The following is a 23,682-nucleotide window of genomic DNA, read 5'->3' as shown; positions in this document are numbered from 1 at the left end:
CAGGACCGCCCGCGCCTGCGTAGGGTGACCGGGTGACACAGCCCGCATCGGTCGCATCCGCCGCTTATCTCCGGTTCCCGCATCTGCACGGCGAGTTGGTCGCCTTCACCGCCGAGGACGACGTGTGGCTCGCCCCGCTCGACGGCGGCCGCGCCTGGCGGGTCAGTGCCGACAACGTGCCGGTGAACCATCCACGCGTCTCGCCCGACGGCACCACCGTCGCCTGGACCTCGACCCGCGACGGCGCCCCCGAGGTGCACATCGCGCCCGTCGACGGCGGACCGGCCCGCCGGCTGACCCACTGGGGCAGCCTCAAGACCCAGGTGCGCGGCTGGACCGCCGACGGCCGGGTCCTCGCGATCAGCACCCACGGCCAGGCCAGCCTGCGCCGCACCTGGGCCCGCGCCGTCCCGCTCGACGGCGGACCCGCCGCCACCCTGCCGTACGGGCCCGTCGGTGATGTCGCCCGGGGCCCGCACACCGTGCTGCTGTCCGCGCCGATGGGCCGCGAGGCCGCCTGGTGGAAGCGCTACCGGGGCGGCACCGCGGGCAAGTTGTGGATCGACCGTGAGGACGACGGAGAGTTCGTACGGCTGCACGAAGGGCTGGACGGGAACATCGAGTACCCGCTGTGGGCGGGGGACCGTCTCGCGTTCCTCTCCGACCACGAGGGCACCGGCGCCCTGTACTCCTCCCTCGCCGACGGCTCCGACCTGCGCCGGCACACCCCCCTCGACCGCTTCTACGCCCGGCACGCCGCCACCGACGGCACCCGGGTCGTCTACTCCAGCGCCGGCGAGCTGTGGATCCTGGACGACCTCGACGGGGCCGAGCCGCGCCGCCTCGACATCCGGCTCGGGGGGCAGCGCGTGGACCTCCAGCCGTTCCCGGTGAACGCCGCCCGCTGGTTCGGGTCCGCGTCGCCCGACCACACCGCGCGCGGCAGCGCCGTCTGTGTGCGCGGCACCGTCCACTGGGTCACCCACCGCTCCGGCCCCGCCCGCGCCCTCGCCGCGACACCGGGTGTACGGGCCCGGCGCCCGCGCACCTTCCGCGCGGACGGCGAGGAGTGGGTGGTGTGGGTGACCGACGCCGAGGGCGACGACGCCCTGGAGTTCGCCCCCGCCACCGGTCTCGTCCCCGGCGCGACCCCGCGCCGGATCGCCGCCGGGCAGCTCGGCCGGGTCGTGGAACTGGCCATGGCGCCCGACGGCAGCCGCGCCGCGATCGCCTCGCACGACGGCCGGCTCCTCCTCGTCGAGCGCGAGACCGGCGACGTGCGGGAGGTCGACCGCAGCGAGGACGGCGACGTGTCCGGGCTGGTCTTCTCGCCCGACTCCACCTGGCTCGCCTGGTCCCACCCCGGACCGCGGCCGCTCAGCCAGCTCCGCCTCGCCCACACCACCGACCTGTCGGTCACCGAGGCGACCCCGCTGCGCTTCCAGGACTACGCGCCCGCCTTCACCCTCGACGGCAAGCATCTGGCGTTCCTGTCGACCCGTTCCTTCGACCCGGTCTACGACGAGCACGTGTTCGACCTGGCCTTCGTCGAGGGCGTACGCCCGTATCTGATCACCCTCGCGGCGACGACCCCGTCCCCGTTCGGCCCGCAGCGGCACGGCCGGCCCTTCGAGACACCGGACCGGGACGAGACGCCCGACAGCGAGGGCACCCCCACCACCCGGATCGACCTCGACGGACTGGCCGACCGCATCGTGCCGTTCCCGGTCGAGGCCGCCCGCTACACCAACCTGCGCGCGGCCAAGGACGGGGTGCTGTGGCTGCGGCACCCGGTGCGGGGCGTGCTCGGCGCGTCCAGGGCCACCCCGGACGACCCCGACCCCAAGACCGACCTGGAGCGCTACGACCTCGCCCAGCAGCGCGTCGAGCATCTGGCCGTGGACGCCGACCACTTCGAGGTCAGCGGCGACGGCAAGCGGGTGCTGCTGTGGACCGACGGGCGGCTGAAGGTCGTCCCCAGCGACCGGCGGGCCTCGGGCGACGACGACAGCGACACCAACATCACCGTCGACCTGGGGCGGGTCCGTCAGTTCGTCGACCCGGTCGCCGAGTGGCGGCAGATGTTCGACGAGAACGGCCGCATCATGCGGGACAACTTCTGGCGTGCCGACATGAGCGGGGTGGACTGGGACGGGGTCCTGGACCGGTACCGGCCGGTGCTCGACCGGCTCGCCACGCACGACGACCTGGTGGATCTGCTCTGGGAGGTGCAGGGGGAGCTCGGCACCTCGCACGCCTATGTCACCCCGCGCGGGGGCTACGGCGACGGGGCGCGGCAGGGACTGCTCGGGGCGGACATCTCCCGGCACGAGGACGGCAGCTGGCGGGTCGACCGGATCCTGCCCGCGGAGACGTCCGACCCGGACGCCCGCTCGCCGCTCGCCGCGCCGGGGGTCGCCGTGCGGGTCGGGGACGCGATCGTCGCCGTCGCCGGCCGGGCGGTCGACGCGGTGACCGGACCCGCGCCGCTGCTGGTGGGGACGGCGGGCAAGCCCGTCGAACTGACCGTCTCGCCCGCGGGGGGCGGCGAGCTGCGGCACGCCGTCGTCGTGCCGCTCGCCGACGAGGAGCCGCTGCGCTATCACGCGTGGGTCGCCGACCGGCGGGCGTATGTGCTGGAGAAGTCCGGCGGACGGCTGGGGTACATCCATGTGCCGGACATGCAGGCGCCCGGGTGGGCGCAGATCCACCGCGATCTGCGGGTGGAGGTGCTGCGTGAGGGGCTGATCGTGGACGTGCGGGAGAACCGGGGCGGCCACACCTCGCAGCTGGTGGTGGAGAAGCTGGCGCGGCGGATCGTGGGGTGGGACCTGCCGCGGGGGATGCGGGCGGAGAGCTATCCGCGGGACGCGCCCCGGGGGCCCGTCGTCGCCGTGGCCAACGAGTTCTCCGGGTCGGACGGGGACATCGTCAACGCGGCGATCCGGGCGCTGGGGATCGGTCCGGTGGTGGGGACGCGGACGTGGGGCGGCGTGATCGGGATCGACAGCCGGTACCGCCTGGTCGACGGCACGCTGGTGACGCAGCCGAAGTACGCGTTCTGGCTGGAGGGGTACGGCTGGGGGGTGGAGAACCACGGGGTCGACCCCGACGTGGAGGTGGTGCAGCGGCCGCAGGACCACGCGGCGGGGCGGGACGTGCAGCTGGACGAAGCGGTGCGGCTGGCGTTGTCCGCGCTGGAGACGACGCCGGCGAAGGTGCCGCCGGCGTTGCCCTGAGCCGAGCCGGGAGGCGGTCGCGCGGAGGGGCGCGGGGACGGGTGCCCGCGGCGGCGCCGGCGTGGATACCATGCCCGGGTAAGTGATCGTCGGGTCGAGGAGGGTGTATGGCCGGGGAGCCGCAGGACGACTGCTTGTTCTGCAAGGTCGTCGACGGGAGTGTTCCGGCGACGATCGTGCGGGAGACGGAGACGACCGTCGCGTTCCGTGACATCAACCCCCAGGCGCCCACCCATGTCCTGGTGATCCCCAAGGCGCACCACCGGGACGCCGCCGCCCTCGCCGCCGCCGCGCCCGAACTCGCCGCCGACGTGCTGCGGGAGACACAGGCCGTCGCGGCCGAGGAAAAGCTGGAGAGCTACCGCACCGTCTTCAACACCGGCAGCGGTGCCGGGCAGACCGTCTGGCACGCGCACGCCCATGTCCTGGGCGGTCGCGGCCTCGACTGGCCCCCCGGATAGCCGGCCTTGTCCGTACGTGAACTGGTGGTGCTCGGCACCGCCAGCCAGGTCCCCACCCGGCACCGCAACCACAACGGCTACCTGCTGCGCTGGGACGGCGAGGGCATCCTGTTCGACCCCGGCGAGGGCACGCAGCGGCAGATGGTGCGGGCCGGGGTCGCCGCGCACGACCTGAACCGGATCTGCGTCACCCACTTCCACGGCGACCACTCCCTCGGCCTCGCCGGGGTGATCCAGCGCGTCAACCTCGACCAGGTGCCGCACGAGATCACCGCCCACTACCCCCGCTCCGGGCAGCGCTTCTTCGAGCGCCTGCGGTACGCGACCGCCTACCGTGAGACGGTCCCCCTCACCGAGGCCCCGGTCGACGCGGACGGCCCCCTCGCCCGTACCCCCGGCTACACGCTGGAGGCGCGGAAGCTGTCCCACCCCGTCGAGGCGTACGGCTACCGGCTGGTCGAGCCCGACGGCCGGCGCATGCTGCCCGAGCGGCTGGCCGCGCACGGTATCAAGGGCCCGGACGTCGGCCGCATCCAGCGCGAGGGTTCCCTGGACGGGGTGTCGCTGGCGGAGGTCAGCGAGGTGCGGCGCGGGCAGCGGTTCGCGTTCGTCATGGACACCCGGCTGTGCGACGGGGTGTACGCGCTCGCCGAGGGCTGCGACATGCTGGTCATCGAGTCGACGTTCCTCGACGAGGACGAGGAACTCGCGGTGGAGGTGGGCCATCTGACCGCCGGGCAGGCGGCGCGGGTGGCCCGCGAGGCGGGCGTACGGCATCTCGTGCTGACCCACTTCAGCCAGCGCTACACCGACCCGGAGGAGTTCGAGCGGCAGGCGAGGGCGGCCGGGTACGACGCCGAGCTCACCGTGGCGCACGATCTGCAACGGGTGGGGCTCCCGAAGCGCCGGGGGCCCGGCTGAGCGGATGGCGTCCCGCCGGGTGGTCCAGCCGATCAGCGGACTGGAACTCGCAGGTCACGCCGGGCACGTCGACCGGCTGGGGCACTTCGGCGCCGGACCGGGCCGCTTCGCGTGCCGCGCCGACGTGGAGATCGTCGCGAGCCGGGTACCGGAGGGCGAAGCGCGTGATCGCTTACACCGCCTCGCGGGACGCGACCGCTGAGCTGGGATGCCGCGCGGCCCGACGCCGACGGGGTGCCCGTCGCGCCACCCGGCCGCCCCGGGGGGCACCCCTCCGGGGAGGTACGACCGTCCCTGCGGAGCGGTGGGCGGGGATGTGCGTGTGGGGAGGTGCGACTGTCTCGGATGGTGGCCGCTCCGGACGTGCGTGGCTGTCCCTGCGAGGCGGTGGGCGGGGACGTGCGTGCGGGGAGGTGCGACTGTCTCGGATGGTGGCCGCTCCGGACGTGCGTGACTGTCCCTGCGAGGCGGTAGGTGGGGATGTGCGTGCGGGAAGGTACGACCGCCCCTGCGGGAGGGCACGCGAGGACGCGCCGGAGTGCCGGGTGCGTCAGTGGGCCCCCGGGGCCCGGGTGGCCGCCGCCGTGTCGTAGGCGCGTCGCGCAGGGGCGGGGGTGCCGTCCAGGGGGATCTCCACGACCGGCTGCTCCGGCGCGCCGACCTCGGGCACCGCGCCCGCGGGGGTGACCGTGGCCGCGGCGACCAGGGCCGCCGGGTGGCCGCCGCGGCGGCGGACCGCGCCCGGCAGCAGCGGACGTCCGCCGGCGTGCAGGGCGACCGCCGTCATCGGCAGCGCGACCAGCAGCAGACCGGCGCCGAGCACCGCGCCCATCACCGGGAACCCGGCCTGCGAGGACAGCACGCTCCCGGTGAGCGGCCCCGCCGCCGTGCCGAGCGCGGAGGCCGAGCCGACCAGCGCGGCCCACCGCCCCCGGGGATCCAGCGAGGCGGCCAGCCCGATCAGGTACGACAGCACCACCGGGTAGATCGTGTTCCAGGCGATCTCACCCGCGGCGAAGCTGCCCAACCCGGTCGTCGAGGCGCTGAGCGCGATGCAGCCGGCGATGACGACCGTGCCGCCGCCGATGGGCAGCGCCCGCCCCAGCCGGGAGCCCAGCGCACCCGCGCCGAGGATGCCCAGCAGCCCGGCGCCCAGCGCCACCGCGAAGACGACACCCACGGTCGCCTCCGGCAGGTGCGCCTGGCTCACCCCGATGCGTCCGCTCACCCCCCACAGCGCGTTCTGCGCGAGCGACCACAGCAGCATGCAGCCGGCCAGGACGAACCCGGAACGCCGGTACGGCAGGCGGGTGACGGCCGGGTCCGGGCCGGCGGGGCGGGGACCGTGCGAGCCGGCGGGCAGCTGTGCCGTCAGCGGCCACACGGCCAGCGCGGTGAGGGCGATCGCGGCGAGGGTGACTCCGTGGCCGGGCAGATGGGGCACCGTCAGGTACACCACGCCCGCGAGCGCGGAGACGCCGAGCAGTCCGAGGGTGGAGGCACGGTGCGGATCCCTCCCCCACGCTCGAACGTCCTCGCGCGAGGGGGCCCCCATGGCGGCGATCAGGGTGGCGGCGACCGTCGTGGCCGTACCGGAGCCGAAGCCGCCGACGATCGCACCGGCGACGACGGCAGGCAGGGCGCTGGTCAGGGCGGCCCCGCCATAGCCGATGACGGCCAGGACCAGACCCAGCCGGGCCAGCGACCGGGCTCCGACCCGTTCCACCCGGGACGCCAGCAGGAAACCGGCGGTGGCGGAGCTCAACAGCAGCGCGCTGCCGACGGCTCCGGCCTGGGTGGCGGAGAGGTCGAGCCCACGTTCCAGCCGGCCGACGGTGGTCGGCAGCAGATAGGGGGCGAGGTACCCGGCCGTGAAAAGGGCGACGAGGGGCCAGGGAGTGGTGCGGGGGGCGAACACGGGCGTTCCCGGGGCATGCGAAAGGGACGGTGCGAAATGCGAGGAAAAGGGGGAGCGACGACCGTCGACTGACAGGAGCGCGCGGGCAATTTGTATCAAGCCGGAGGACGGCAACGGGAGGGCGTCAGATGTGATCTATGTCACTTATGGGTTTGGCGCTCCGAAAGGCTGGGTAACCGCTTCCGCTACCGCCAGTGAACAGCCCCGCCACCTGCGGGAACGATGGCCTCCACCTTCGTCCGGATCTCCCGCATCACGGCGACGATCCGCTCCTCCCGCTCCGGCGTCAGCCGGGCCACCGGCACCGAGCAGCTGATGGCGTCCTGCGCGGGTGAGTCGTAGCGCAGCGCGAAGCCGAAGCCGACGATCCCCGGCACGCCCTCCTCGCGGTCGATGGAGTAGCCGCGCCCGCGCACCCGGGCCAGATCGGCGGCCAGTGCCTCCCGCGAGGTGTGGGTGCGCGGTGTCGCCGCCTCGTAGGGGCCCTCGGGCAGTCCGTCGTCCGGCCGTTCGGCCAGCAGTGCCTTGCCCAGGGCGCCCATGTGTGCCGGGAGCCGCCTCCCCACCCGGCTGATGGTCCGCAGGTACTCGTGCGACTCGCGCGTCGCGAGATACGCCACGTCGTACCCGTCCAGCCGGCCCAGGTGGATCGTCTCGCCCAGGGTCGTGGACGCCTCGTCGAGATACGGGCGCACGGCGCGCACGCGCGGATCGGAGTCGAGGTAGCCGGTGCCGGTGAGCAGGGCGTGGATGCCGATGCCGTAGAGCGAGCCGGTGACATCGGTGCGGACCCAGCCGCGCGCGACCAGCGTCTGCAGCAGCGCGTACATCGAACTGCGCGGCACCTCCAGCGCGTCCGCCAGCTCCTGGAGGCGGGCCGGGCGGTCGCCGCGCGCGGCGAGCAGTTCCAGCAGCTCCACCGTGCGCGCCGCGGACTTCACCTCGCGCACGCCCCCTGTCTCCGGCATGCGGCCGATCGTAGTCCGGAGGTGTCCGGAAGTGAGGGGCGCGTGCCGGACCATTGACGCCCTCCTGTTCGCGTATCTAACCTGCATTTGTATACGTGGATGGCATCTACATAGGGAGATGAGCGAGGGTGAGTCCCGATACGGACACCAGCGGTAGGGCCACCGTGGCGAGACGCCTGGAGGACGGGATGGTGAACGGGGTCCTGTCCTTCCCCCTCACCTCCTTCCACGACGACGGCTCCCTCGACCCGGACGGCTTCCGCGCCTACGTCGCCGACCGGATCGCCACCGCCCCCGGTGCCGTCTTCCCCGCCTGCGGCACCGGCGAGTTCTTCTCCCTGGACGAGGACGAGTACCGCCGGGTCGTCACCCTCACCGTCGAGGAGAGCGCCGGCCGGATCCCCGTCGTCGCCGGCGTCGGCTACGGCTGGGCCCAGGCCACCCGGTTCGCCCGCATCGCCGAGGACGCCGGAGCCGACGCGCTCCTCGTCCTGCCGCACTACCTCGTCACCGCCCCGCAGGACGGACTCGTCGCCCAGCTGGAGGCGATCGCCGCCCGCACCCGGCTGCCGCTCGTCACCTACCAGCGCGGCCAGGTCGCCTACACCGCCGACTCGCTCAGGCGGATCGCCGCCCTGCCGGGCGTCATCGGCCTCAAGGACGGCCACAGCGACCTCGACCGGCTGCAACGCCTCACCCTCGCCGTCCCCGAGGACTTCCTCTTCTTCAACGGCGCCGCCACCGCCGAGATCCAGGCCCGCGCCTACGCCACCGTCGGCGTCCCCGCCTACTCCTCCGCCGTCCACGCCTTCGCCCCCGAGATCGCGAACGCCTTCTTCGCCGCCCTGCGCGACGGCGACGAGGGCACCCTCGACAAGCTGCTGCGCGGCTTCTACGTCCCCTTCGTCGAACTGCGCGACCGCGCACCCGGATACGCGGTGGCGCTGGTGAAGGCCGCGGCCCGGTTGCGCGGCCACTCCGTGGGACCCGTACGCGCCCCGCTCACCGACCCCACCGCCCGCGACCTCGCCGACCTCAGGACCCTGCTCGCCACCGGACTCGACCTCGTAGGAGCCGCCCTGTGACCACGCCGAGCACGACACCCGCGACACCCGCGACACCCACGCCGCCCACGCCGCCCACGCCGGCTTCCCGCTCCCGCGACCTGACCGTGACCGTGGTCCGTCTCACGCCGATCCTGGTCGCCGACCCGCCGCTGCTCAACACCCAGGGCGTCCATCAGCCGTACACCCCCCGCCTGATCGTCGAGGTGGTGACCGCCGACGGGACCACCGGGCTGGGCGAGACCTACGGCGACTCCAAGTACCTGGAACTGGCCGGACCCCTCGCCGACCGGCTGGTCGGCCGCCGGGCCGACGACCTGAACCGGCTGTTCACCGAGGCCGACGCGGTGGCCGTCGACGACTCCCGGGTCTCCGGCCAGGTCGACGTGGGCGGACTGCGCGGCGTGCAGACCGCCGACAAACTGCGCCTGTCCGTGCTCTCCGCCTTCGAGGTCGCCTGTCTCGACGCCGTCGGCAAGAGCCTCGGACTGCCCGTGCACACGCTGCTCGGCGGCAAGGTGCGCGACACCGTCGACTTCAGCGCGTACCTCTTCTACAAGTGGGCCGACCACCCGGACGGCATCCCGGCCGAGAAGGACGACTGGGGCGCCGCTGTCGACCCGGTCGGCATCGTCGAGCAGGCCCGCCGGTTCAAGGAGCGGTACGGGTTCACGTCGTTCAAGCTCAAGGGCGGCGTCTTCGCGCCCGACGAGGAGATCGCGGCCGTACACGCCCTCGCCGCCGCCTTCCCCGGGCACCCCCTGCGCCTCGACCCCAACGGCGCCTGGTCCGTCGAGACCTCCCTGAAGGTGGCCGCCGAGCTCGGGGACGTCCTCGAATACCTGGAGGACCCGACCCTCGGCACCCCCGGCATGGCCGAGGTCGCCGCCCGCACCGGGGTGCCGCTGGCCACCAACATGTGCGTGACGACCTTCGCCGAGATCAAGGAGGCGTTCACCCGCGACGCCGTCCAGGTCGTCCTCTCCGACCACCACTACTGGGGCGGACTGCGCAACACCCAGCAGCTCGCCGCCATCTGCCGCACCTTCGGCGTCGGGGTGTCCATGCACTCCAACACCCACCTGGGGATCAGCCTCGCCGCGATGACCCAGGTGGCGGCGACCGTGCCCAACCTGCACCACGCCTGCGACTCGCACTACCCCTGGCAGTCGGAGGACGTCCTCACCGAGCCGCCCGCCTTCGAGGGCGGCGCCGTGCGGGTCTCCGACGCACCCGGCCTCGGCGTGGAACTCGACCGGGACCGGCTGGCGTTCCTCCACCGACGATGGCTCGACGACGACGGCTCGCTGCGGGACCGCGACGACGCGGCGGCCATGCGCATCGCCGACCCGGACTGGGTCACGCCCTCGGTGCCGCGCTGGTGAGCGCCCCGGGGACGCCCCGGCGGTGATCCCGGACCTCTCCGGGACCGACATGGAGTGACCGTCGTCACACTGTCGGTGGTGTGGTGCACACTGGCCTGATCCGCACCACGTCAGGGAGCGCACCGTGATGGCCGCCACCGGGAAGGCACGCAACGGGGGACGAACCGAGCGACGGACCGAGGGACGAACCGGGGCCCCGGACCGCCGCCCGGCCGTCCCGCTCGATCCCCTCGCCGCCCTGCGCGCACCGGGCGACCCGCCCTGGGACGTCTATCTCACCGGCACGGTCTTCCTCGACATCGTCTTCACCGGGCTCGACTCCGCACCGGTGCGCGGGACCGAGTCCTGGGCGCGGGGGATGGGGTCGAGCCCCGGCGGTGTCGCCAACATGGCCACCGCCCTGGCCCGGCTCGGTCTGCGCACCTCCCTCGCGGCGGCCTTCGGCGACGACCACTACGGCGAGTACTGCTGGGACACGCTGGAACGGGGCGAGGGCATCGACCTCTCCCTGTCGCGCACCGTGCCCGGCTGGCACTCCCCGGTCACCGTCTCCATGGCGTACGAGGGCGAGCGCACGATGGTCTCCCACGGCCACGAACCTCCCCCGGAGGAGCCCGCGCCCGACTGCCCGCCGCGTGCGCGGGCCGCCGTCGCCTCCCTCACCCCCGGCCGTGGCGCGCCCTGGATCGCGCAGGCCGCGCGGAAGGGGACGAGGATCTTCGGTGACGTCGGCTGGGACGACAGCGGGGAGTGGGACCTGGCCCGGCTGCCGGACCTGGCGCACTGCGAGGGCTTCCTGCCGAACGCGGCGGAGGCGATGCGGTACACCGGCAGGAACTGCCCGCGCGCGGCAGCGCACGTGCTGGCCGAGCACGTGCCGGTGGTGGTGGTGACCCTGGGCGCGGAGGGCGCGTACGCGGTGGACCGGCGTACGGGGGAGACGGCGTCGGTGCCGGCGATCGAGGTCGAGGCGCTGGATCCGACGGGGGCGGGGGACGTGTTCGTCGCCGGGTTCGTCACGGGCAGCCTCGCGGGGTGGCCGCTGGCCGACCGGCTCGCCTTCGCGGGGCTCACGGCGGCGCTGTCCGTCCAGGAGTTCGGGGGATCCCTGTCGGCGCCCGGGTGGACCGAGGTGGCGGCGTGGTGGCGGAAGGTGCAGTCGGTGGAGGGGCAGGAACAGTCGGCGCTGCGGCGGTACGGGTTCCTGGCGGAGCTGGTGCCGGAGGAGGCGGGGCGGCCGTGGCCGCGGCGGCGGGCGGTGCCGACGATCGGCTTCGGCCGGTCGGCCTGACGAACGGGGCTCCGCCCGTTTCGGGGGCTCCGCCCCCGCGCCCCCGCCAGGGGGCTCCGCCCCCTGGACCCCCGGCCCATGCCCACCCACCACCCGACTCGGTGCCCTGAAAGGCGGCCCACGGCGTAGCGGCTCGGGGGGCGGGAGGCGGGCTGGGGTGCGGGTGGCTCGGGGGCCCGGAAAGGCCCGCGGGATCGGCGCGCGTACCCAGCCTCCCCCGGCCCGTTGCCGCCCCCGCCGGCGAGGCCGGGTGAAAAGCCCTACGGGCTTGTCACCCCTGCGTCGTACCCTGGGAATCGCGAGGCCGCCCACAGCTGCGCGGCCGTGACGAGGAGGATCCGCAGGCCTTCAGAGCCGGCCCATGACTCAGACACCGACAGATCGCACCCCCGCGCAGGGACAGGCGAAAGTGCAGTTCACCGTTCCCGCCCAGCACGCCATGGTGACCGTGCTGGGGTCCGGAGACTCCCTCCTGCGTGTGATCGAGAAGGCCTTCCCGGCGGCCGACATACATGTCCGGGGCAATGAGATCAGCGCGGCCGGCGACGCGGCCGAGGTCGCCCTGATCTCGCGCGTGTTCGACGAGATGATGCTGGTGCTCCGCACCGGGCAGCCGATGACGGAGGACGCAGTGGAACGCTCGATCGCCATGCTCAAGGCGAGCGAGGACGGGAAGAGCGACGGCCAGGAGACCCCGGCCCAGGTACTCACACAGAACATCCTGTCCTCGCGCGGTCGCACCATCCGCCCCAAGACGCTCAACCAGAAGCGCTACGTCGACGCGATCGACAAGCACACCGTCGTCTTCGGTATCGGCCCCGCGGGCACCGGCAAGACCTATCTGGCCATGGCCAAGGCGGTCCAGGCCCTGCAGTCCAAGCAGGTCAACCGCATCATCCTGACCCGGCCGGCGGTCGAGGCGGGGGAGCGGCTCGGATTCCTCCCGGGCACGCTCTACGAGAAGATCGACCCCTATCTGCGCCCGCTCTACGACGCCCTGCACGACATGCTCGACCCCGACTCGATCCCCCGTCTGATGGCGGCGGGCACCATCGAGGTCGCGCCGCTGGCGTACATGCGGGGCCGCGCCCAGCCGGTCTTCACCAATGTCCTTACTCCGGACGGCTGGCGTCCCATCGGAGATCTTCAGGTCGGGGACCTGGTCGTCGGCTCCAACGGCGAACCGACGCCCGTCCTCGGCGTGTACCCGCAGGGTCAGAAGGATGTTTATCGTGTCACCGCCCAGGACGGTTCCTGGACACTGTGCTGCGGCGAGCATCTGTGGACCGTGCGTACGGCGGCGGACAAGCGCCGCAACAAGCCATGGCGTGTGCTGGAGACCCAGGAGATGATCGGGAACCTCCGTGCCACCCATGCCCGCCGGTACGAGTTGCCGCTGCTCACCGCGCCGGTGCAGTTTCCTGCGCGGGAGATCCCCATGGATCCGTATGCTCTTGGCCTGCTCCTCGGCGATGGGTGCTTGACGGGCTCCACCACACCGTCCTACGCGACAGAGGACCCGGAGTTGGCGGTGGCGCTGGCATCCGTCCTGCCCGGCGTCGAGCTGCGACATCGGGGCGGTCCCGACTACGTACTCAACAGGGTCAAGTCACCCGGCGATGTGGTCACCCTGGAAAACCCGGTGACCGGAGTTCTGCGCGAACTCGACCTGTTGCGCACACGGTCGAACACCAAGTTCGTTCCGGACGACTACCTGTACAACTCCGCCGGTGTCCGTCTGGCCGTACTCCAAGGGCTGCTGGATTCCGACGGTGGTCCGGTCACACAACGGGACCGCACCTGCCGTGTCCAGTACACGACCACGTCGATCCTGCTCCGGGACGACGTGATCGCGCTCGTTCAGTCACTGGGCGGAGTGGCGTACACGCGTCGTCGGCCGGCAGAGGGACGGAAGCCCGGGCTGGTCCGCGGCAGGGACGTCGAGTATCGCTGTGATGCCCATGTCGTCGACATCCGTCTGCCCGAAGGCATCGAGCCGTTCCGCCTGTCCCGCAAGCGGGACAAGTACCACGCCGCCGGAGGGGGCGGGCGTCCGATGCGCTTCATCGACAGCATCGAACCCGCAGGCCGCGAGGAGACGGTCTGTATCCAGGTCGCGGCCGAGGACTCGCTGTACGTCACCCAGAACTACCTGCTGACGCACAACACGCTCAACGACGCCTTCATCATTCTCGACGAGGCCCAGAACACCAGCCCCGAGCAGATGAAGATGTTCCTCACCCGCCTCGGCTTCGACTCGAAGATCGTGATCACGGGTGATGTGACGCAGGTCGACCTGCCGAGCGGCACCAAGTCGGGACTGCGGCAGGTGCAGGACATCCTGGAGGGCCTGGACGACGTCCACTTCTCCCGGCTGTCGTCCCAGGATGTCGTCCGGCACAAGCTGGTGGGCCGTATCGTCGACGCGTACGAGCAGTACGACAGCACGCACGGCACCGAGAACGGCACGCACAAGGGCGGCCGGGGCAGGTCCGGGCCCAAGGGGAAGTAGACCGAGCACCAGATGTCGATCGACGTCAACAACGAGTCCGGAACCGAGGTCGACGAGCAGGCGATCCTCGACATCGCCCGCTACGCGCTCGCGCGGATGCGCATCCACCCGCTCTCCGAACTCTCGGTGATCGTCGTGGACGCCGCCGCCATGGAGCAGTTGCACATCCAGTGGATGGACCTCCCCGGGCCGACGGACGTCATGTCGTTCCCCATGGACGAGCTGCGGCCCCCGTCCAAGGACGATGTGGAGCCGCCGCAGGGGCTGCTCGGCGACATCGTGCTGTGCCCCGAGGTCGCCGCCAAGCAGGGTCAGGACGCACCGACACGGCACACCATGGACGAGGAGCTGCACCTGCTCACCGTCCACGGTGTGCTGCACCTGCTGGGCTACGACCACGAGGAGCCGGACGAGAAGGCCGAGATGTTCGGCCTCCAGGCGGCCATCGTGGACGGCTGGCGCGCGGAGAGGGGCCTGACCGGCCCGTCCCCGGCCCCGACCGTGTCATGAGTCCGACCCTCGTACTCGGCGCGATCGCCCTGGTCGTCGTCGCCTGGCTGGCCGCCTCCGCGGAGGCCGGTATCGCGCGCGTCTCCAGCTTCCGCGCCGAGGAAGCCGTACGTTCCGGCCGCCGGGGCAGCGCCAAGCTCGCGCAGATCGCCGCCGACCCCACCCGCTACCTCAATGTGGCGTTGCTGGTCCGGGTCGCCTGCGAGATGGCCGCGGCCTCGCTGATCACCTACGGCTGCCTGCGGGAGTTCGACGGGACGGCCGAGGCGCTGCTGATCGCCATCGCGATCATGGTCCTCGTGTCGTACGTCGCCGTCGGGGTCTCCCCGCGCACCATCGGCCGCCAGCACCCGCTGAACACGGCCACGGCAGCCGCGTACGTCCTGGTGCCGCTCGCGCGGATCATGGGCCCGATCCCGTCGCTCCTCATCCTCATCGGCAACGCGCTGACCCCCGGCAAGGGGTTCCGGCGCGGTCCCTTCGCCTCCGAGGCGGAGCTGCGCGCGATGGTGGACCTCGCGGAGAAGGAGTCGCTGATCGAGGACGAGGAGCGCCGCATGGTGCACTCGGTCTTCGAACTGGGCGACACGCTCGTGCGCGAGGTGATGGTGCCGCGCACCGACCTGGTGGTGATCGAGCGCTACAAGACCATCCGGCAGGCCCTCACCCTCGCCCTGCGCTCCGGCTTCTCCCGGATTCCGGTGACCGGCGAGAGCGAGGACGACATCGTCGGGATCGTCTACCTCAAGGACCTGGCCCGCAAGACCCACATCAGCAGGGACGCCGAGAACGAGCTGGTGTCCACGGCGATGCGCCCGGCGTTCTTCGTGCCCGACACCAAGAACGCCGGTGACCTGCTGCGCGAGATGCAGAAGCAGCGCAACCACGTCGCCGTCGCCGTCGACGAGTACGGCGGCACCGCGGGCATCGTCACCATCGAGGACATCCTCGAGGAGATCGTCGGCGAGATCACCGACGAGTACGACCGTGAGATCCCGCCGGTCGAGGAGCTGGGCGAGGGCCGCTACCGGGTCACCGCCCGCCTCGACATCACCGACCTCGGTGAGCTGTACGGGCTGGAGGAGTACGACGACGAGGACGTGGAGACCGTCGGCGGGCTGCTCGCCAAACACCTGGGCCGGGTCCCGATCGCGGGCGCGTCGTCCGTGGTGGAACTCCCCGACGCCCGCGGGCTGCGGCTGACCGCGGAGGCGTCGGCCGGCCGCCGCAACAAGGTGGTCACGGTGCTGGTGGAGCCGGTGGACCCCGTGGCCCCGCCCCGCGACGAGGAGGAGGACGGGCCGGAGTGACCCCGCGAGAGCTGCGCGCCCTGTGCCTGTCCTTCAACGCGGCGGAGGAGGACTTCCCCTTCAACCCGGAGACCTCGGTCTTCAAGGTGTGCGGCAAGCTGTTCGCCCTGGCGAACCTGGACGCGGACCCCCTCAAGGTCAACCTCAAGTGCGCCCCGGAGGACGCGATCCGGCTCCGCGCCGACCACCCGGACCTGATCGTCCCCGGCTGGCACATGAACAAGCGCCACTGGAACACGGTGACGGTCGACGGGGCCCTCCCCGACCGGTTGGTCCGGGAGCTGGTCGAGGACTCCTACGACCTGGTCGTGGCGGGCCTCCCGCGTGCCGACCGCCTCCGCCTCGACCGCCCCTGAGCCCTCCTGTGCTCGGATCATGCTTATGCTCGGATCATGACCGACACCGACACCGACACCACCGCCCTCGACCCCGAGGACCGCAAGATCGTCACCCTGGCCCGTTCCGTGCGGGCCCGCAACGGTGTGCCCGAGGGGGCCGCCGTGCGGGACGAGACCGGGCGGACGTACGCCGCCGGGACCGTGGCCCTGGACTCCCTGAAGCTGAGCGCCCTGCAGACGGCGGTGGCGATGGCGGTGGCGTCCGGCGCGACGTCGCTGGAGGCGGCGGCCGTGGTGACGGGGGCGGCGTCGGCGTCGGCCGAGGATCGCGCGGCGGTACGGGACCTCGGCGGCCCCGGCACTCCGGTGCTGGTGGCGGGCCCCGACGGCACAGTACGGGAGACCCTCACGGCGGGGTGACGCGGATGGTTGCCCCCCGTGGTGTTACCGCCGGTAAATAGGCCAGATTTCAACCTTGTCGCGCACTGCCTCCCGCGCATCAATAGAACCGCCGGTTCCGACGAGACGTCGTCGGCCGGTGTGATGCAGCGGGTCCGGACCCCAACTGCCGATCAGTTCCCCGAACAGTTCCCCCGACGGAGTCCCCTCCCCAGGGGCTCCTCCCCACACGGAAAGGGAGCCGGAATCCCATGAGAGGCAAGCGATTCGGAACGGGTCTGTCCCTGGCGGCAGGCGCACTCGCGGTCTGTGGACTCGCCTTCGCCCCGGCGGCGGCCGCCGTCGCCCCCGGTTCGGCGACCGTCAACGCCGACTGCGGGACCTGGGGCGGCGGCGACGCCACCCTGACAGCGACCCAGAACGGCACCTCCGCCACCATCACCATCAACACCTCCGCGGTCACGGCGCCCCTCGCCCTCGCCAAGGACTCCCTGGTATCGGAGCTGACGATGGTGAAGGCCGGCGGCGGCACCACCGTCTTCAAGGGCACCAAGAACCCGGCCATGTCGACCGGCGACGCCCTCGAGGTCGGCCCGCTCAGCGGCACGGTAGCCCCCGGCGACACCCTGGAAGCCTTCGGCGGCACCCTGAAGGTGACGGCCTTCGGCTTCATCACCATCACCTGCACGGCGACGGCCCCGCAGGCCCCGGGCCCGTTCGTCTTCGACTGATCCGCGGGCGGACGACCGGGCCGGACGCCCCATGGGTGTCCGGCCCGGGAACTCCCGCGACTGCTGCTGTTCCGGCCCAGGTAACCCTCCACAGCGGTGACCGAGTGATCCAACGGAATCGTGTGGGTGTCACCGACGGTGGTCAGGCGGTCATGGGCGCTGACGAAGCGAGGTCAGTCCTCGACCGGCTCCAGGCGAACAGGTTCGGCACCGCCGAGATACAGCATGCACCCCGCCTCCTCGTCGTCGGACTTCTCCGGTGGCAGCACGTAGATTCCCGCCGTGGGCGCGGGGGACCAGCCGAGATTGCGCGGAGGGTTGTACTCCTCGTAATGCCCGACGTGGAGACGCTTCGGCGGAATGGACACCGTGCACCTGTCTCCCGCCCGGAGTTCGGATGCCGCGGGCTCAATTCGGTAGGGAACCCATTCCTGGTGCGAATCGCCGTACGGCAGGGCGTTCATTCCGTTCCACCGGAAACTCGAGGAATCGTCGATCACTCCCCACGGCCACTTCAAAGTGATGTACCGCGAATCGACACGGACGACCTCGGCGCTTGCGGGCTCGCAGGAGACGACCACTTCATCGCCGACCTGTGGAATCACCTTGTCACCCTCCATCGCCTCGCCGGCCCACACCGACCGTACCCGGACCGTGCGGGTCGCCCGAACGGGTCCTGCTTCCGGATACGCACCGGCATGGAGCACGACCGGGGTCGAGCGCGTCGGGCCCGCTGCCGGGCGGTTCAGCGGTCGCACCGCCGCCGGGACGTGCAGGGTGCCGGTTAACGTCCTTTCGGCGCATGGGCGTTGACGTGGACCGTCGTCGGTGTCGATGATCCGGGCCATGGTGACGACGAACCCGATGCCCCGATTCCCGGACGGTTTCCTGTGGGGTGTGTCGACCTCGGCGCACCAGATCGAGGGGGCCGCGGACGAGCGCGAGCCGTCCGTGTGGGATGTGTTCTCGGCGGAGCCGGGGCGGATCCGCGACGGCTCGACAGCGGCGGTGGCCTGCGACCACGTGCACCGTCACGCCGAGGACGTGGCGCTGCTGGCCGGCCTCGGCGTGGACGCGTACCGCTTCTCCGTGTCCTGGCCGAGGATGCTGGCCAAGGGCGGCCCGGACTTCTACGACCGGCTGGTCGACGATCTGTGCGCGGCGGGCGTACGGCCGGTGGTGACGTTGTTCCACTGGGATCTGCCGGCGGGGCTCGACTGGCTGGAGCGGGACACCGCCGAGCGGTTCGCGGAGTACGTGTCGGAGGTCGCCGGGCGGCTGGGTGACCGGGTGGCGAAGTGGATCACGCTCAACGAGCCCGCCGAACACACCCTGCTGGGGCATGCGCTGGGGGTGCACGCGCCCGGCCGGAGGCTGCTCTTCGACGCGCTTCCGGTGGCCCATCACCAACTGCTGGCGCACGGACTCGCGCTGCGGGCGCTGCGGGCGGCGGGGGCGGACGACATCGGCATCGCGAACTCGCACGCGCCGACCTGGCCGGCCTCCGAGGACGAGGCGGATGTGGCGGCGGCCGGCTTCTACGACACCCTGCTGAACCGGATGTTCGCTGACCCGCTGCTCCTCGGCCGCTACCCGGAGGGCATCGGCGAGCTGATGCCGGGTGATGTGGAGGCCGACCTGCGGATCATCGCGGAGCCGCTGGACTGGTACGGGATCAACTACTACGCGCCGACGAGCGTGGGTGCGCCGCAGGGCACGGAGATCGACTTCGGCGGGGTGCGCATGCCGGCCGAACTGCCCTTCTCCGTGCGGGAGATCGAGGGCCGACCGGTGACGGACTTCGGCTGGCCGGTGGTCCCGGAGGCGCTGACGGAGGTCCTCACCACCTTCCGGACCCGCTACGGCGACCGCCTCCCGCCGGTGGTCGTCACCGAGAACGGCTGCGCGTACGAGGGCCTGGACGACCGGGACCGTATCGCCTACCTCGACGGGCACGTGCGCGCGCTGCACCGGGCGGTGGAGGCGGGGGTGGACGTGCGCGGCTACTTCGTGTGGTCGCTGCTGGACAACTTCGAGTGGGCGGAGGGCTACGCCCGCCGTTTCGGGCTGGTCCATGTCGACTTCGACACGCTGGAGCGGACCCCGAAGGAGTCGTACGGCTGGTTCAGGGAGCTGCTGCGCGCGCAGCGCGGCCGCTGATCCCGGTCAGAAACCCAGCCGCCGCAACTGCTTCGGGTCCCGCTGCCAGTCCTTGGCGACCTTGACGTGCAGGTCCAGGAACACCGGGGTGCCCAGCAGCGCCTCGATCTGCTTGCGGGACTTGATGCCGACGTCCTTCAGGCGCTTGCCCTTGGGGCCGATGACGATGCCCTTCTGGCTGGGGCGCTCGATGAACAGGTTGGCGTGGATGTCGAGGAGGGGCTTGTCGGCCGGGCGGTCCTCGCGCGGGAGCATCTCCTCGACGACCACGGCGATGGAGTGCGGGAGCTCGTCGCGGACGCCCTCCAGGGCCGCCTCACGGATCAGTTCCGCGACCATGACCTGCTCGGGCTCGTCGGTGAGGTCGCCCTCGGGGTAGAGGGCGGGGCCTTCCGGCATCAGCGGGATGAGGAGGTCGGCCAGCAGGTCGACCTGCTGGTTCGCGGTCGCCGACACCGGGACGATCTCCGCCCAGGTGATGCCCAGCTCCTTGCCGAGCTGGTCCACGGCGATCAGCTGCTCGGCCAGCGCCTTGCCGTCCACCAGGTCGGTCTTGGTGACGATCGCGATCTTCGGGGTCTTCTTGATCCCGGCGAGTTCCTTGGCGATGAAGCGGTCGCCGGGGCCGAGCTTCTGGTCGGCGGGGATGCAGAAGCCGATCGCGTCGACCTCGGCCCACGTGGTACGCACCACGTCGTTCAGCCGCTCGCCGAGCAGGGTGCGCGGCTTGTGCAGGCCGGGGGTGTCCACCAGGATCAGCTGCGCGTCCGGGCGGTGCACGATGCCGCGCACGGTGTGCCGGGTGGTCTGCGGCCGGTTCGAGGTGATCGCCACCTTCTGCCCGACCAGAGCGTTCGTGAGGGTGGACTTGCCCGCGTTGGGGCGGCCCACGAAGCAGGCGAAACCGGCCCGGTGGACGGCCTCGGCCGGCTGCTCGGATGACTGGGTACGAACACTCATGCCGCCCATTCTCCCTGATCCACGAACCCGGTCGAACCAGCGGTGGCGCCGGACCGCCACGGTACGAACCACGTCGGACGGGCGTCCGGACCTCCACGGTACGAACCCGCCGACGGCGCCGGGCCCCGGCCGCCCCGCGAGGGGGTGGCAGGGGCCCGGTGGGCACGTGGACGCGTCCGGCGTCAGCCGAAGGCCTTGACCGTGTTCCAGTCCACGCTCAGGACGACCTTCACGGGAGGGTTCGTGTTGGTTCTGGACGGGTTGTAGATCCGGGTCGCCCCGTCGGAGCTCAGGCGTGCCCAGATGTCGGGGATGCCGTCGCCGCTGACGTCGGGGATGCCGAGGGCCGTCGGGACGTTGGCCTCGCTCCAGCTGGTGCCGTAGGCCACGTCACCGTTGAGCGAGCCGGAGGCCAGCTTCAGTGAGACCAGGTCGACGCTGCCGCTGACGGGACCGGGCTTGCCGTGCCGGACGTACATGTTGCCGTTGTCCAGGTTGCGCCACAGCAGGTCGGGCGTCGTGTCGCCGTTGATGTCGGCCACGTTGACGATCTCGCGGCGGGCCCAGGCGTTCGAGTTCATGAGCGTGGCCTCCCGGAAGGTGCCGCCGGTGTAGCCGGAGAGCGTCCAGAACTCGGCGCCGGCCCGCAGGACCAGATCGGGGTGCCGGTCGCCGGTGATGTCGCCGACCGCCTTGATCTGGGTCCAGGTGGAGGGGGCCGGGGCGTTCGCGGGCAGCCGGATGGCGAGCCGCTCACCGATGTCGAAGCTGCCGTAGCCGTCCCCGGGGTAGAGCCAGGCCCTGCCGTCGGGGGTCACGGCGAACAGGTCGGTGGAGCCGTCGCCGGGGTAGGCGTCCGCGTAGTGGGTGATCAGCGCGGCCTTGCCGGTGGCCGGGTCGAACCAGTGGTCCTTCGGATTCAGTGTCGTCTCCGCGGTCCGCTCGTCCGTGGAGTACGCGGCGCCCAGGCAGCCGTACAACTCGCCGCCCTCGGCACCGACGCAGTTCTGCAGGGTGCCGGAGGAGTTCACGATCAGCAGGTCGGGGATGCCGTCGCCCCCGGTGTCCCAGGGCGCGTCGGCCTTGTCCCGGGGCGGGACGTAGAAGGCGTAGTCGGTGCGGGCGCTCTGGTTGCCGTACGCGTCGTACGCGTACACGAGCAGCCAGTTGGGGCCCGCGTGCGCCGGCGCCAGGGAGATGGTCGCCTGGCCGCCGGTGGCCGGTGTCTCCAGCCACTTCAGGCCCTCGATGGTGTACCGGAACCTGGTCGCGCCCGAGGAGAGGAGCGTCACGGAGCCGGTCGTGCCGAACTTGACCTTCGCCCAGGTCTGGCCGTCGGAGGTGGCCCGCGGGAAGTCCTCGCTCTCGATCTCGGGCTGGGGCGGAGCGGTGGCGTCGACGGTGATCCGGCAGGGTTCGGTGCCCGGCGGGAAGTACGTGGAGGCCGCGCCCTCGGTGTCCACGGCGCGCACGTCCCACGAGTAGGTGGTCTTGTCCTCCAGGGGGAAGGTGGTGGGGATCTCCACCCGGGCGGTGCCGCTGGAGTCCGGCGTGGCGATCTTCGCGGCCGGGACGGTCCCGCCGGTCTTCCAGAAGCGGAACTGCAGCTCGCGGAGGTTGCCGTCGGCGTCCTTGGCGTTCGCCGACAGGGTGATCTTGGTCTTGCCGATGGTCACGCCGGCGCCCGGGCCGGGCACGCAGGCCCCGCCGGGCGCGGACTTGCCGCCGGTGGGCTCGCTGGGCTTGCGGTTGTAGGTCACGGTCAGCGACGCCGAGCTCGCCTTGAACTTGCGCCAGGTCTGGGTGTCGGACTCGCTGGTGGCACGCATACCGAAGGTGATGGTCGACCAGCCGCCGTCCGCGCCCTTCTGGGCGGCGGCGTCCACGTCGAACGACTCGTAGGCGTCGGGGCAGGAGCTGGAGGACCAGCCGTGTGCGAAGGACTGCGCGTCGACCTTGGTGGTCCAGCTCGGCTGCTTGTTCCACGTCGTGCCCGAGGAGATCGCCCCGGTCAGCCAGAACTGGAACTCGCGCTTGGTGCAGGACCACGAGTGGTTGTTGAGCACCTTGAACTTCGCGTCGGTGATCGTCGCGCCCTTCAGGCTGCTGCTGTACTTCATGCGCCAGAAGGAGCGGGCGGTGCCGTTCGTGTCGTCCTCGTGGCCGACGCGGGCGTCGGAGGTGCCGGAGCTGAAGTTGGTGCCGTTCCAGAAGCTGCTGTTCGGATACGGCTTGTACGCCACCGTCCAGGCCGCCGAGCCCGGGTTGATGGTCGGGTCGACGAACACCGGGAAGCGGGTGTCCGGGTCGGTCAGCAGAGCGGTTTTGCCGAGCCCCAGGTCGATCCGGGTCCGCTGGGTCCCGTCACCCTGGAGGCGTATCGGCAACCGGGCCTGCCGCGCGCCCGGCTCGATGCCGCTCAGGCCGGACAGCTTCAGTACGTCGGCCGGGGTGGCGACGGAGGTGCGGGGTTCGTCCTCGCGCAGTTCGGGGTCGCGGCCGTCGGAGTCCCAGGCGAAGGGCGTCGGGACGGAGCCGATCTCCTTGCCGGACCGGTCGAGGACCATGACACGGCTGCCGGCCTCGTCGTACCGGAACACGGCCGTCTCGGAACGCAGCCCGTAGGAGACCTCCGCCAGCGCCTTGCTCCGCGCGGCCTCACGGTCCTTGACGATCAGCAGCTGTGCGAAGCCGCCCTCCTCGCGGGCGACCAGCAGCAGGTCGACGCCCGGCAGCACGTCCGGGTAGAGCGCCCGGGGGCCGTCGAGCACCGGCTCGGGCAGCTCGCCCGGCCAGGTGTAGGTGAGGGTGTGCCCGTCGAGGTCCATCTCGGCCAGCACCGTGTCCGTGGCGGCGGACGCGCCGGCCAGGGGGAGACGGGCGTAGGAGCGGTCGGCACGGCTCTTCCCGCCGGGCGTGCCGCTGGCGAACCGCACCGGGGTCGCGGGGTTGACCGGACGGATGCCCAGGCCGTCACCGGCCTTGCCGGTCCGCCGGAGCCGGTTGTCGATCGGCGCCCACGCCCCCGTGGCGTTCTTCGCCCGCCGTGGGAGGGCGGTCATCTCGGTGCGCATCTTCCCGTCGGGCTGTGCCCAGGTCCGCGAGGTGGCGGTGGTCTCCGTGTCGACGAGGACCGGCTTGCGGGTGCGCCGGGCCTCGGCCGCGGCGGCGGTCTCGTCGCGGGGGCCGGTCGCCGCCGGCTTCGCGTCGGTCCCGCTGCCGGCCCGGGGCGCCGTCGCGTCGTCGGGGAGCCACCAGGGCAGCAGGGCGGCGGTCAGGGCGGCCAGGACGAGACCGAGGGTGAGGCTCAGCCTGGTGCGCGTGCGGACGAACGGACTGAGAAGGCGAGGCGGCGCGGGCACGGCGGCAGTCACTCCCGTGTGGACCAGGCGGACGGGGCAGCACGGACGGCCCCGGGACGCGGGTCACGGGGCAGGGGCGCGCAAACGATCACACGATCTTCAGAGAACGTCCATGCATTTGAAAGTTATGACTTTGTGATGACCTTTCAGTGA

Annotated in this window: 19 protein-coding genes; 14 read left to right on the top strand and 5 right to left on the bottom strand. The window is 72.0% G+C overall.

Translation table 11 applies throughout. The annotated features are described in order from the left end of the window. Positions 1–32 precede the first annotated feature (32 nt). The 4 genes from ACIF9R_RS26560 (at position 33) to ACIF9R_RS26545 (ending at position 4,823) form a co-directional block, all read left to right on the top strand. Positions 33–3,239 carry a S41 family peptidase gene (locus ACIF9R_RS26560; protein WP_399984853.1) on the top strand — a complete coding sequence of 1,069 codons (3,207 nt, stop codon included), beginning with the start codon at positions 33–35 and terminating at the stop codon, positions 3,237–3,239. Positions 3,240–3,346: 107 nt separating this feature from the next. Next, positions 3,347–3,700, top strand: coding sequence for a histidine triad nucleotide-binding protein (locus tag ACIF9R_RS26555; protein ID WP_399984852.1), 354 nt, complete (start codon positions 3,347–3,349; stop codon positions 3,698–3,700). Between the two features lie 6 nt (positions 3,701–3,706). Continuing rightward, positions 3,707–4,621, top strand: a complete 915-nt coding sequence (locus ACIF9R_RS26550) for a ribonuclease Z (RefSeq protein WP_399984850.1) — start codon at positions 3,707–3,709, stop codon at positions 4,619–4,621. Between the two features lie 4 nt (positions 4,622–4,625). Then, a complete protein-coding gene (locus tag ACIF9R_RS26545; protein ID WP_399984848.1) occupies positions 4,626–4,823 on the top strand; it encodes a hypothetical protein in 198 nt (65 codons plus the stop codon). 348 nt (positions 4,824–5,171) lie between these two features. Here ACIF9R_RS26545 and ACIF9R_RS26540 read toward each other — a convergent pair whose 3' ends face one another. Both ACIF9R_RS26540 and ACIF9R_RS26535 read right to left on the bottom strand, forming a co-directional pair. Further along, a complete protein-coding gene (locus ACIF9R_RS26540) occupies positions 5,172–6,539 on the bottom strand; it encodes an MFS transporter (RefSeq protein WP_399984847.1) in 1,368 nt (455 codons plus the stop codon). A gap of 185 nt (positions 6,540–6,724) precedes the next feature. Next, positions 6,725–7,507 carry an IclR family transcriptional regulator gene (locus ACIF9R_RS26535; protein ID WP_399984845.1) on the bottom strand — a complete coding sequence of 261 codons (783 nt, stop codon included), beginning with the start codon at positions 7,505–7,507 and terminating at the stop codon, positions 6,725–6,727. A 188-nt stretch (positions 7,508–7,695) separates the two neighbouring features. Here ACIF9R_RS26535 and ACIF9R_RS26530 point away from each other — a divergent pair, with 188 nt between their 5' ends. From ACIF9R_RS26530 to ACIF9R_RS26490, 9 genes are all read left to right on the top strand, one after another. Next, positions 7,696–8,592: a 5-dehydro-4-deoxyglucarate dehydratase gene (locus ACIF9R_RS26530; protein ID WP_399984843.1), complete on the top strand. Its 897-nt coding sequence runs from the start codon at positions 7,696–7,698 to the stop codon at positions 8,590–8,592. A gap of 80 nt (positions 8,593–8,672) precedes the next feature. Next, on the top strand, positions 8,673–9,956 hold the full coding sequence (locus ACIF9R_RS26525; RefSeq protein ID WP_399984877.1) for a glucarate dehydratase family protein: 1,284 nt from the start codon (positions 8,673–8,675) through the stop codon (positions 9,954–9,956). 127 nt (positions 9,957–10,083) lie between these two features. After that, on the top strand, positions 10,084–11,247 hold the full coding sequence (locus tag ACIF9R_RS26520) for a carbohydrate kinase family protein (protein ID WP_399984841.1): 1,164 nt from the start codon (positions 10,084–10,086) through the stop codon (positions 11,245–11,247). Positions 11,248–11,686: 439 nt separating this feature from the next. After that, entirely contained in the window at positions 11,687–13,759 is a 2,073-nt protein-coding gene (locus ACIF9R_RS26515; protein ID WP_399984875.1) for a PhoH family protein, read from the top strand. Between the two features lie 12 nt (positions 13,760–13,771). Beyond that, positions 13,772–14,269, top strand: coding sequence for an rRNA maturation RNase YbeY (ybeY, locus tag ACIF9R_RS26510; protein WP_399984840.1), 498 nt, complete (start codon positions 13,772–13,774; stop codon positions 14,267–14,269). Continuing rightward, positions 14,266–15,579, top strand: coding sequence for a hemolysin family protein (locus ACIF9R_RS26505; RefSeq protein WP_399984838.1), 1,314 nt, complete (start codon positions 14,266–14,268; stop codon positions 15,577–15,579). The genes ybeY and ACIF9R_RS26505 overlap by 4 nt, the downstream gene beginning before the upstream one ends. Then, positions 15,576–15,935, top strand: a complete 360-nt coding sequence (locus tag ACIF9R_RS26500; RefSeq protein WP_399984837.1) for an MmcQ/YjbR family DNA-binding protein — start codon at positions 15,576–15,578, stop codon at positions 15,933–15,935. Before ACIF9R_RS26505 ends, ACIF9R_RS26500 begins: the two co-directional genes overlap by 4 nt. Positions 15,936–15,971: 36 nt before the next feature. Further along, positions 15,972–16,337, top strand: coding sequence for a cytidine deaminase (locus tag ACIF9R_RS26495; protein WP_399984835.1), 366 nt, complete (start codon positions 15,972–15,974; stop codon positions 16,335–16,337). 230 nt (positions 16,338–16,567) lie between these two features. Further along, the gene (locus ACIF9R_RS26490) at positions 16,568–17,047 is read left to right on the top strand and encodes a hypothetical protein (RefSeq protein ID WP_399984834.1); all 480 of its coding nucleotides are present in this window, start codon (positions 16,568–16,570) and stop codon (positions 17,045–17,047) included. 173 nt (positions 17,048–17,220) lie between these two features. Here the strand turns inward: ACIF9R_RS26490 and ACIF9R_RS26485 are convergent, their stop codons facing one another. Beyond that, positions 17,221–17,895: a hypothetical protein gene (locus ACIF9R_RS26485; RefSeq protein WP_399984832.1), complete on the bottom strand. Its 675-nt coding sequence runs from the start codon at positions 17,893–17,895 to the stop codon at positions 17,221–17,223. Between ACIF9R_RS26485 and ACIF9R_RS26480 the strand changes: the two genes are divergently transcribed. Next, complete coding sequence (locus ACIF9R_RS26480; protein ID WP_399984831.1) at positions 17,894–19,207, top strand: GH1 family beta-glucosidase; 1,314 nt, start codon at positions 17,894–17,896, stop codon at positions 19,205–19,207. The genes ACIF9R_RS26485 and ACIF9R_RS26480 overlap by 2 nt on opposite strands. 6 nt (positions 19,208–19,213) lie before the next feature. Here the strand turns inward: ACIF9R_RS26480 and era are convergent, their stop codons facing one another. After that, positions 19,214–20,167 (bottom strand): GTPase Era, encoded by a 954-nt coding sequence (gene era / locus ACIF9R_RS26475; protein WP_399984829.1) that lies wholly within the window; start codon positions 20,165–20,167, stop codon positions 19,214–19,216. 182 nt (positions 20,168–20,349) lie between these two features. After that, positions 20,350–23,529: a DNRLRE domain-containing protein gene (locus ACIF9R_RS26470; protein ID WP_399984828.1), complete on the bottom strand. Its 3,180-nt coding sequence runs from the start codon at positions 23,527–23,529 to the stop codon at positions 20,350–20,352. Between the last annotated feature and the right edge of the window lie 153 nt (positions 23,530–23,682).

It is taken from the genome of Streptomyces sp. NPDC086080 (assembly GCF_044540255.1).
Taxonomy (GTDB): Bacteria; Actinomycetota; Actinomycetes; order Streptomycetales; family Streptomycetaceae; genus Streptomyces.
Note: the sequence above shows the minus strand (reverse complement) of the source record. Positions and strands in the feature narration are given on the sequence as shown.

Coding starts and splice junctions, on each gene's coding strand:
- ACIF9R_RS26520 (WP_399984841.1), top strand. CDS start 10,084: ATGGCCGCCACCGGGAAGGCACGCAACGGGGGACGAACCGAGCGACGG.
- ACIF9R_RS26545 (WP_399984848.1), top strand. CDS start 4,626: ATGGCGTCCCGCCGGGTGGTCCAGCCGATCAGCGGACTGGAACTCGCA.
- ybeY (WP_399984840.1), top strand. CDS start 13,772: ATGTCGATCGACGTCAACAACGAGTCCGGAACCGAGGTCGACGAGCAG.
- ACIF9R_RS26555 (WP_399984852.1), top strand. CDS start 3,347: ATGGCCGGGGAGCCGCAGGACGACTGCTTGTTCTGCAAGGTCGTCGAC.
- ACIF9R_RS26490 (WP_399984834.1), top strand. CDS start 16,568: ATGAGAGGCAAGCGATTCGGAACGGGTCTGTCCCTGGCGGCAGGCGCA.
- ACIF9R_RS26495 (WP_399984835.1), top strand. CDS start 15,972: ATGACCGACACCGACACCGACACCACCGCCCTCGACCCCGAGGACCGC.
- ACIF9R_RS26515 (WP_399984875.1), top strand. CDS start 11,687: ATGGTGACCGTGCTGGGGTCCGGAGACTCCCTCCTGCGTGTGATCGAG.
- ACIF9R_RS26535 (WP_399984845.1), bottom strand. CDS start 7,507: ATGCCGGAGACAGGGGGCGTGCGCGAGGTGAAGTCCGCGGCGCGCACG.
- ACIF9R_RS26480 (WP_399984831.1), top strand. CDS start 17,894: ATGGTGACGACGAACCCGATGCCCCGATTCCCGGACGGTTTCCTGTGG.
- era (WP_399984829.1), bottom strand. CDS start 20,167: ATGAGTGTTCGTACCCAGTCATCCGAGCAGCCGGCCGAGGCCGTCCAC.
- ACIF9R_RS26485 (WP_399984832.1), bottom strand. CDS start 17,895: ATGGCCCGGATCATCGACACCGACGACGGTCCACGTCAACGCCCATGC.
- ACIF9R_RS26505 (WP_399984838.1), top strand. CDS start 14,266: ATGAGTCCGACCCTCGTACTCGGCGCGATCGCCCTGGTCGTCGTCGCC.
- ACIF9R_RS26530 (WP_399984843.1), top strand. CDS start 7,696: ATGGTGAACGGGGTCCTGTCCTTCCCCCTCACCTCCTTCCACGACGAC.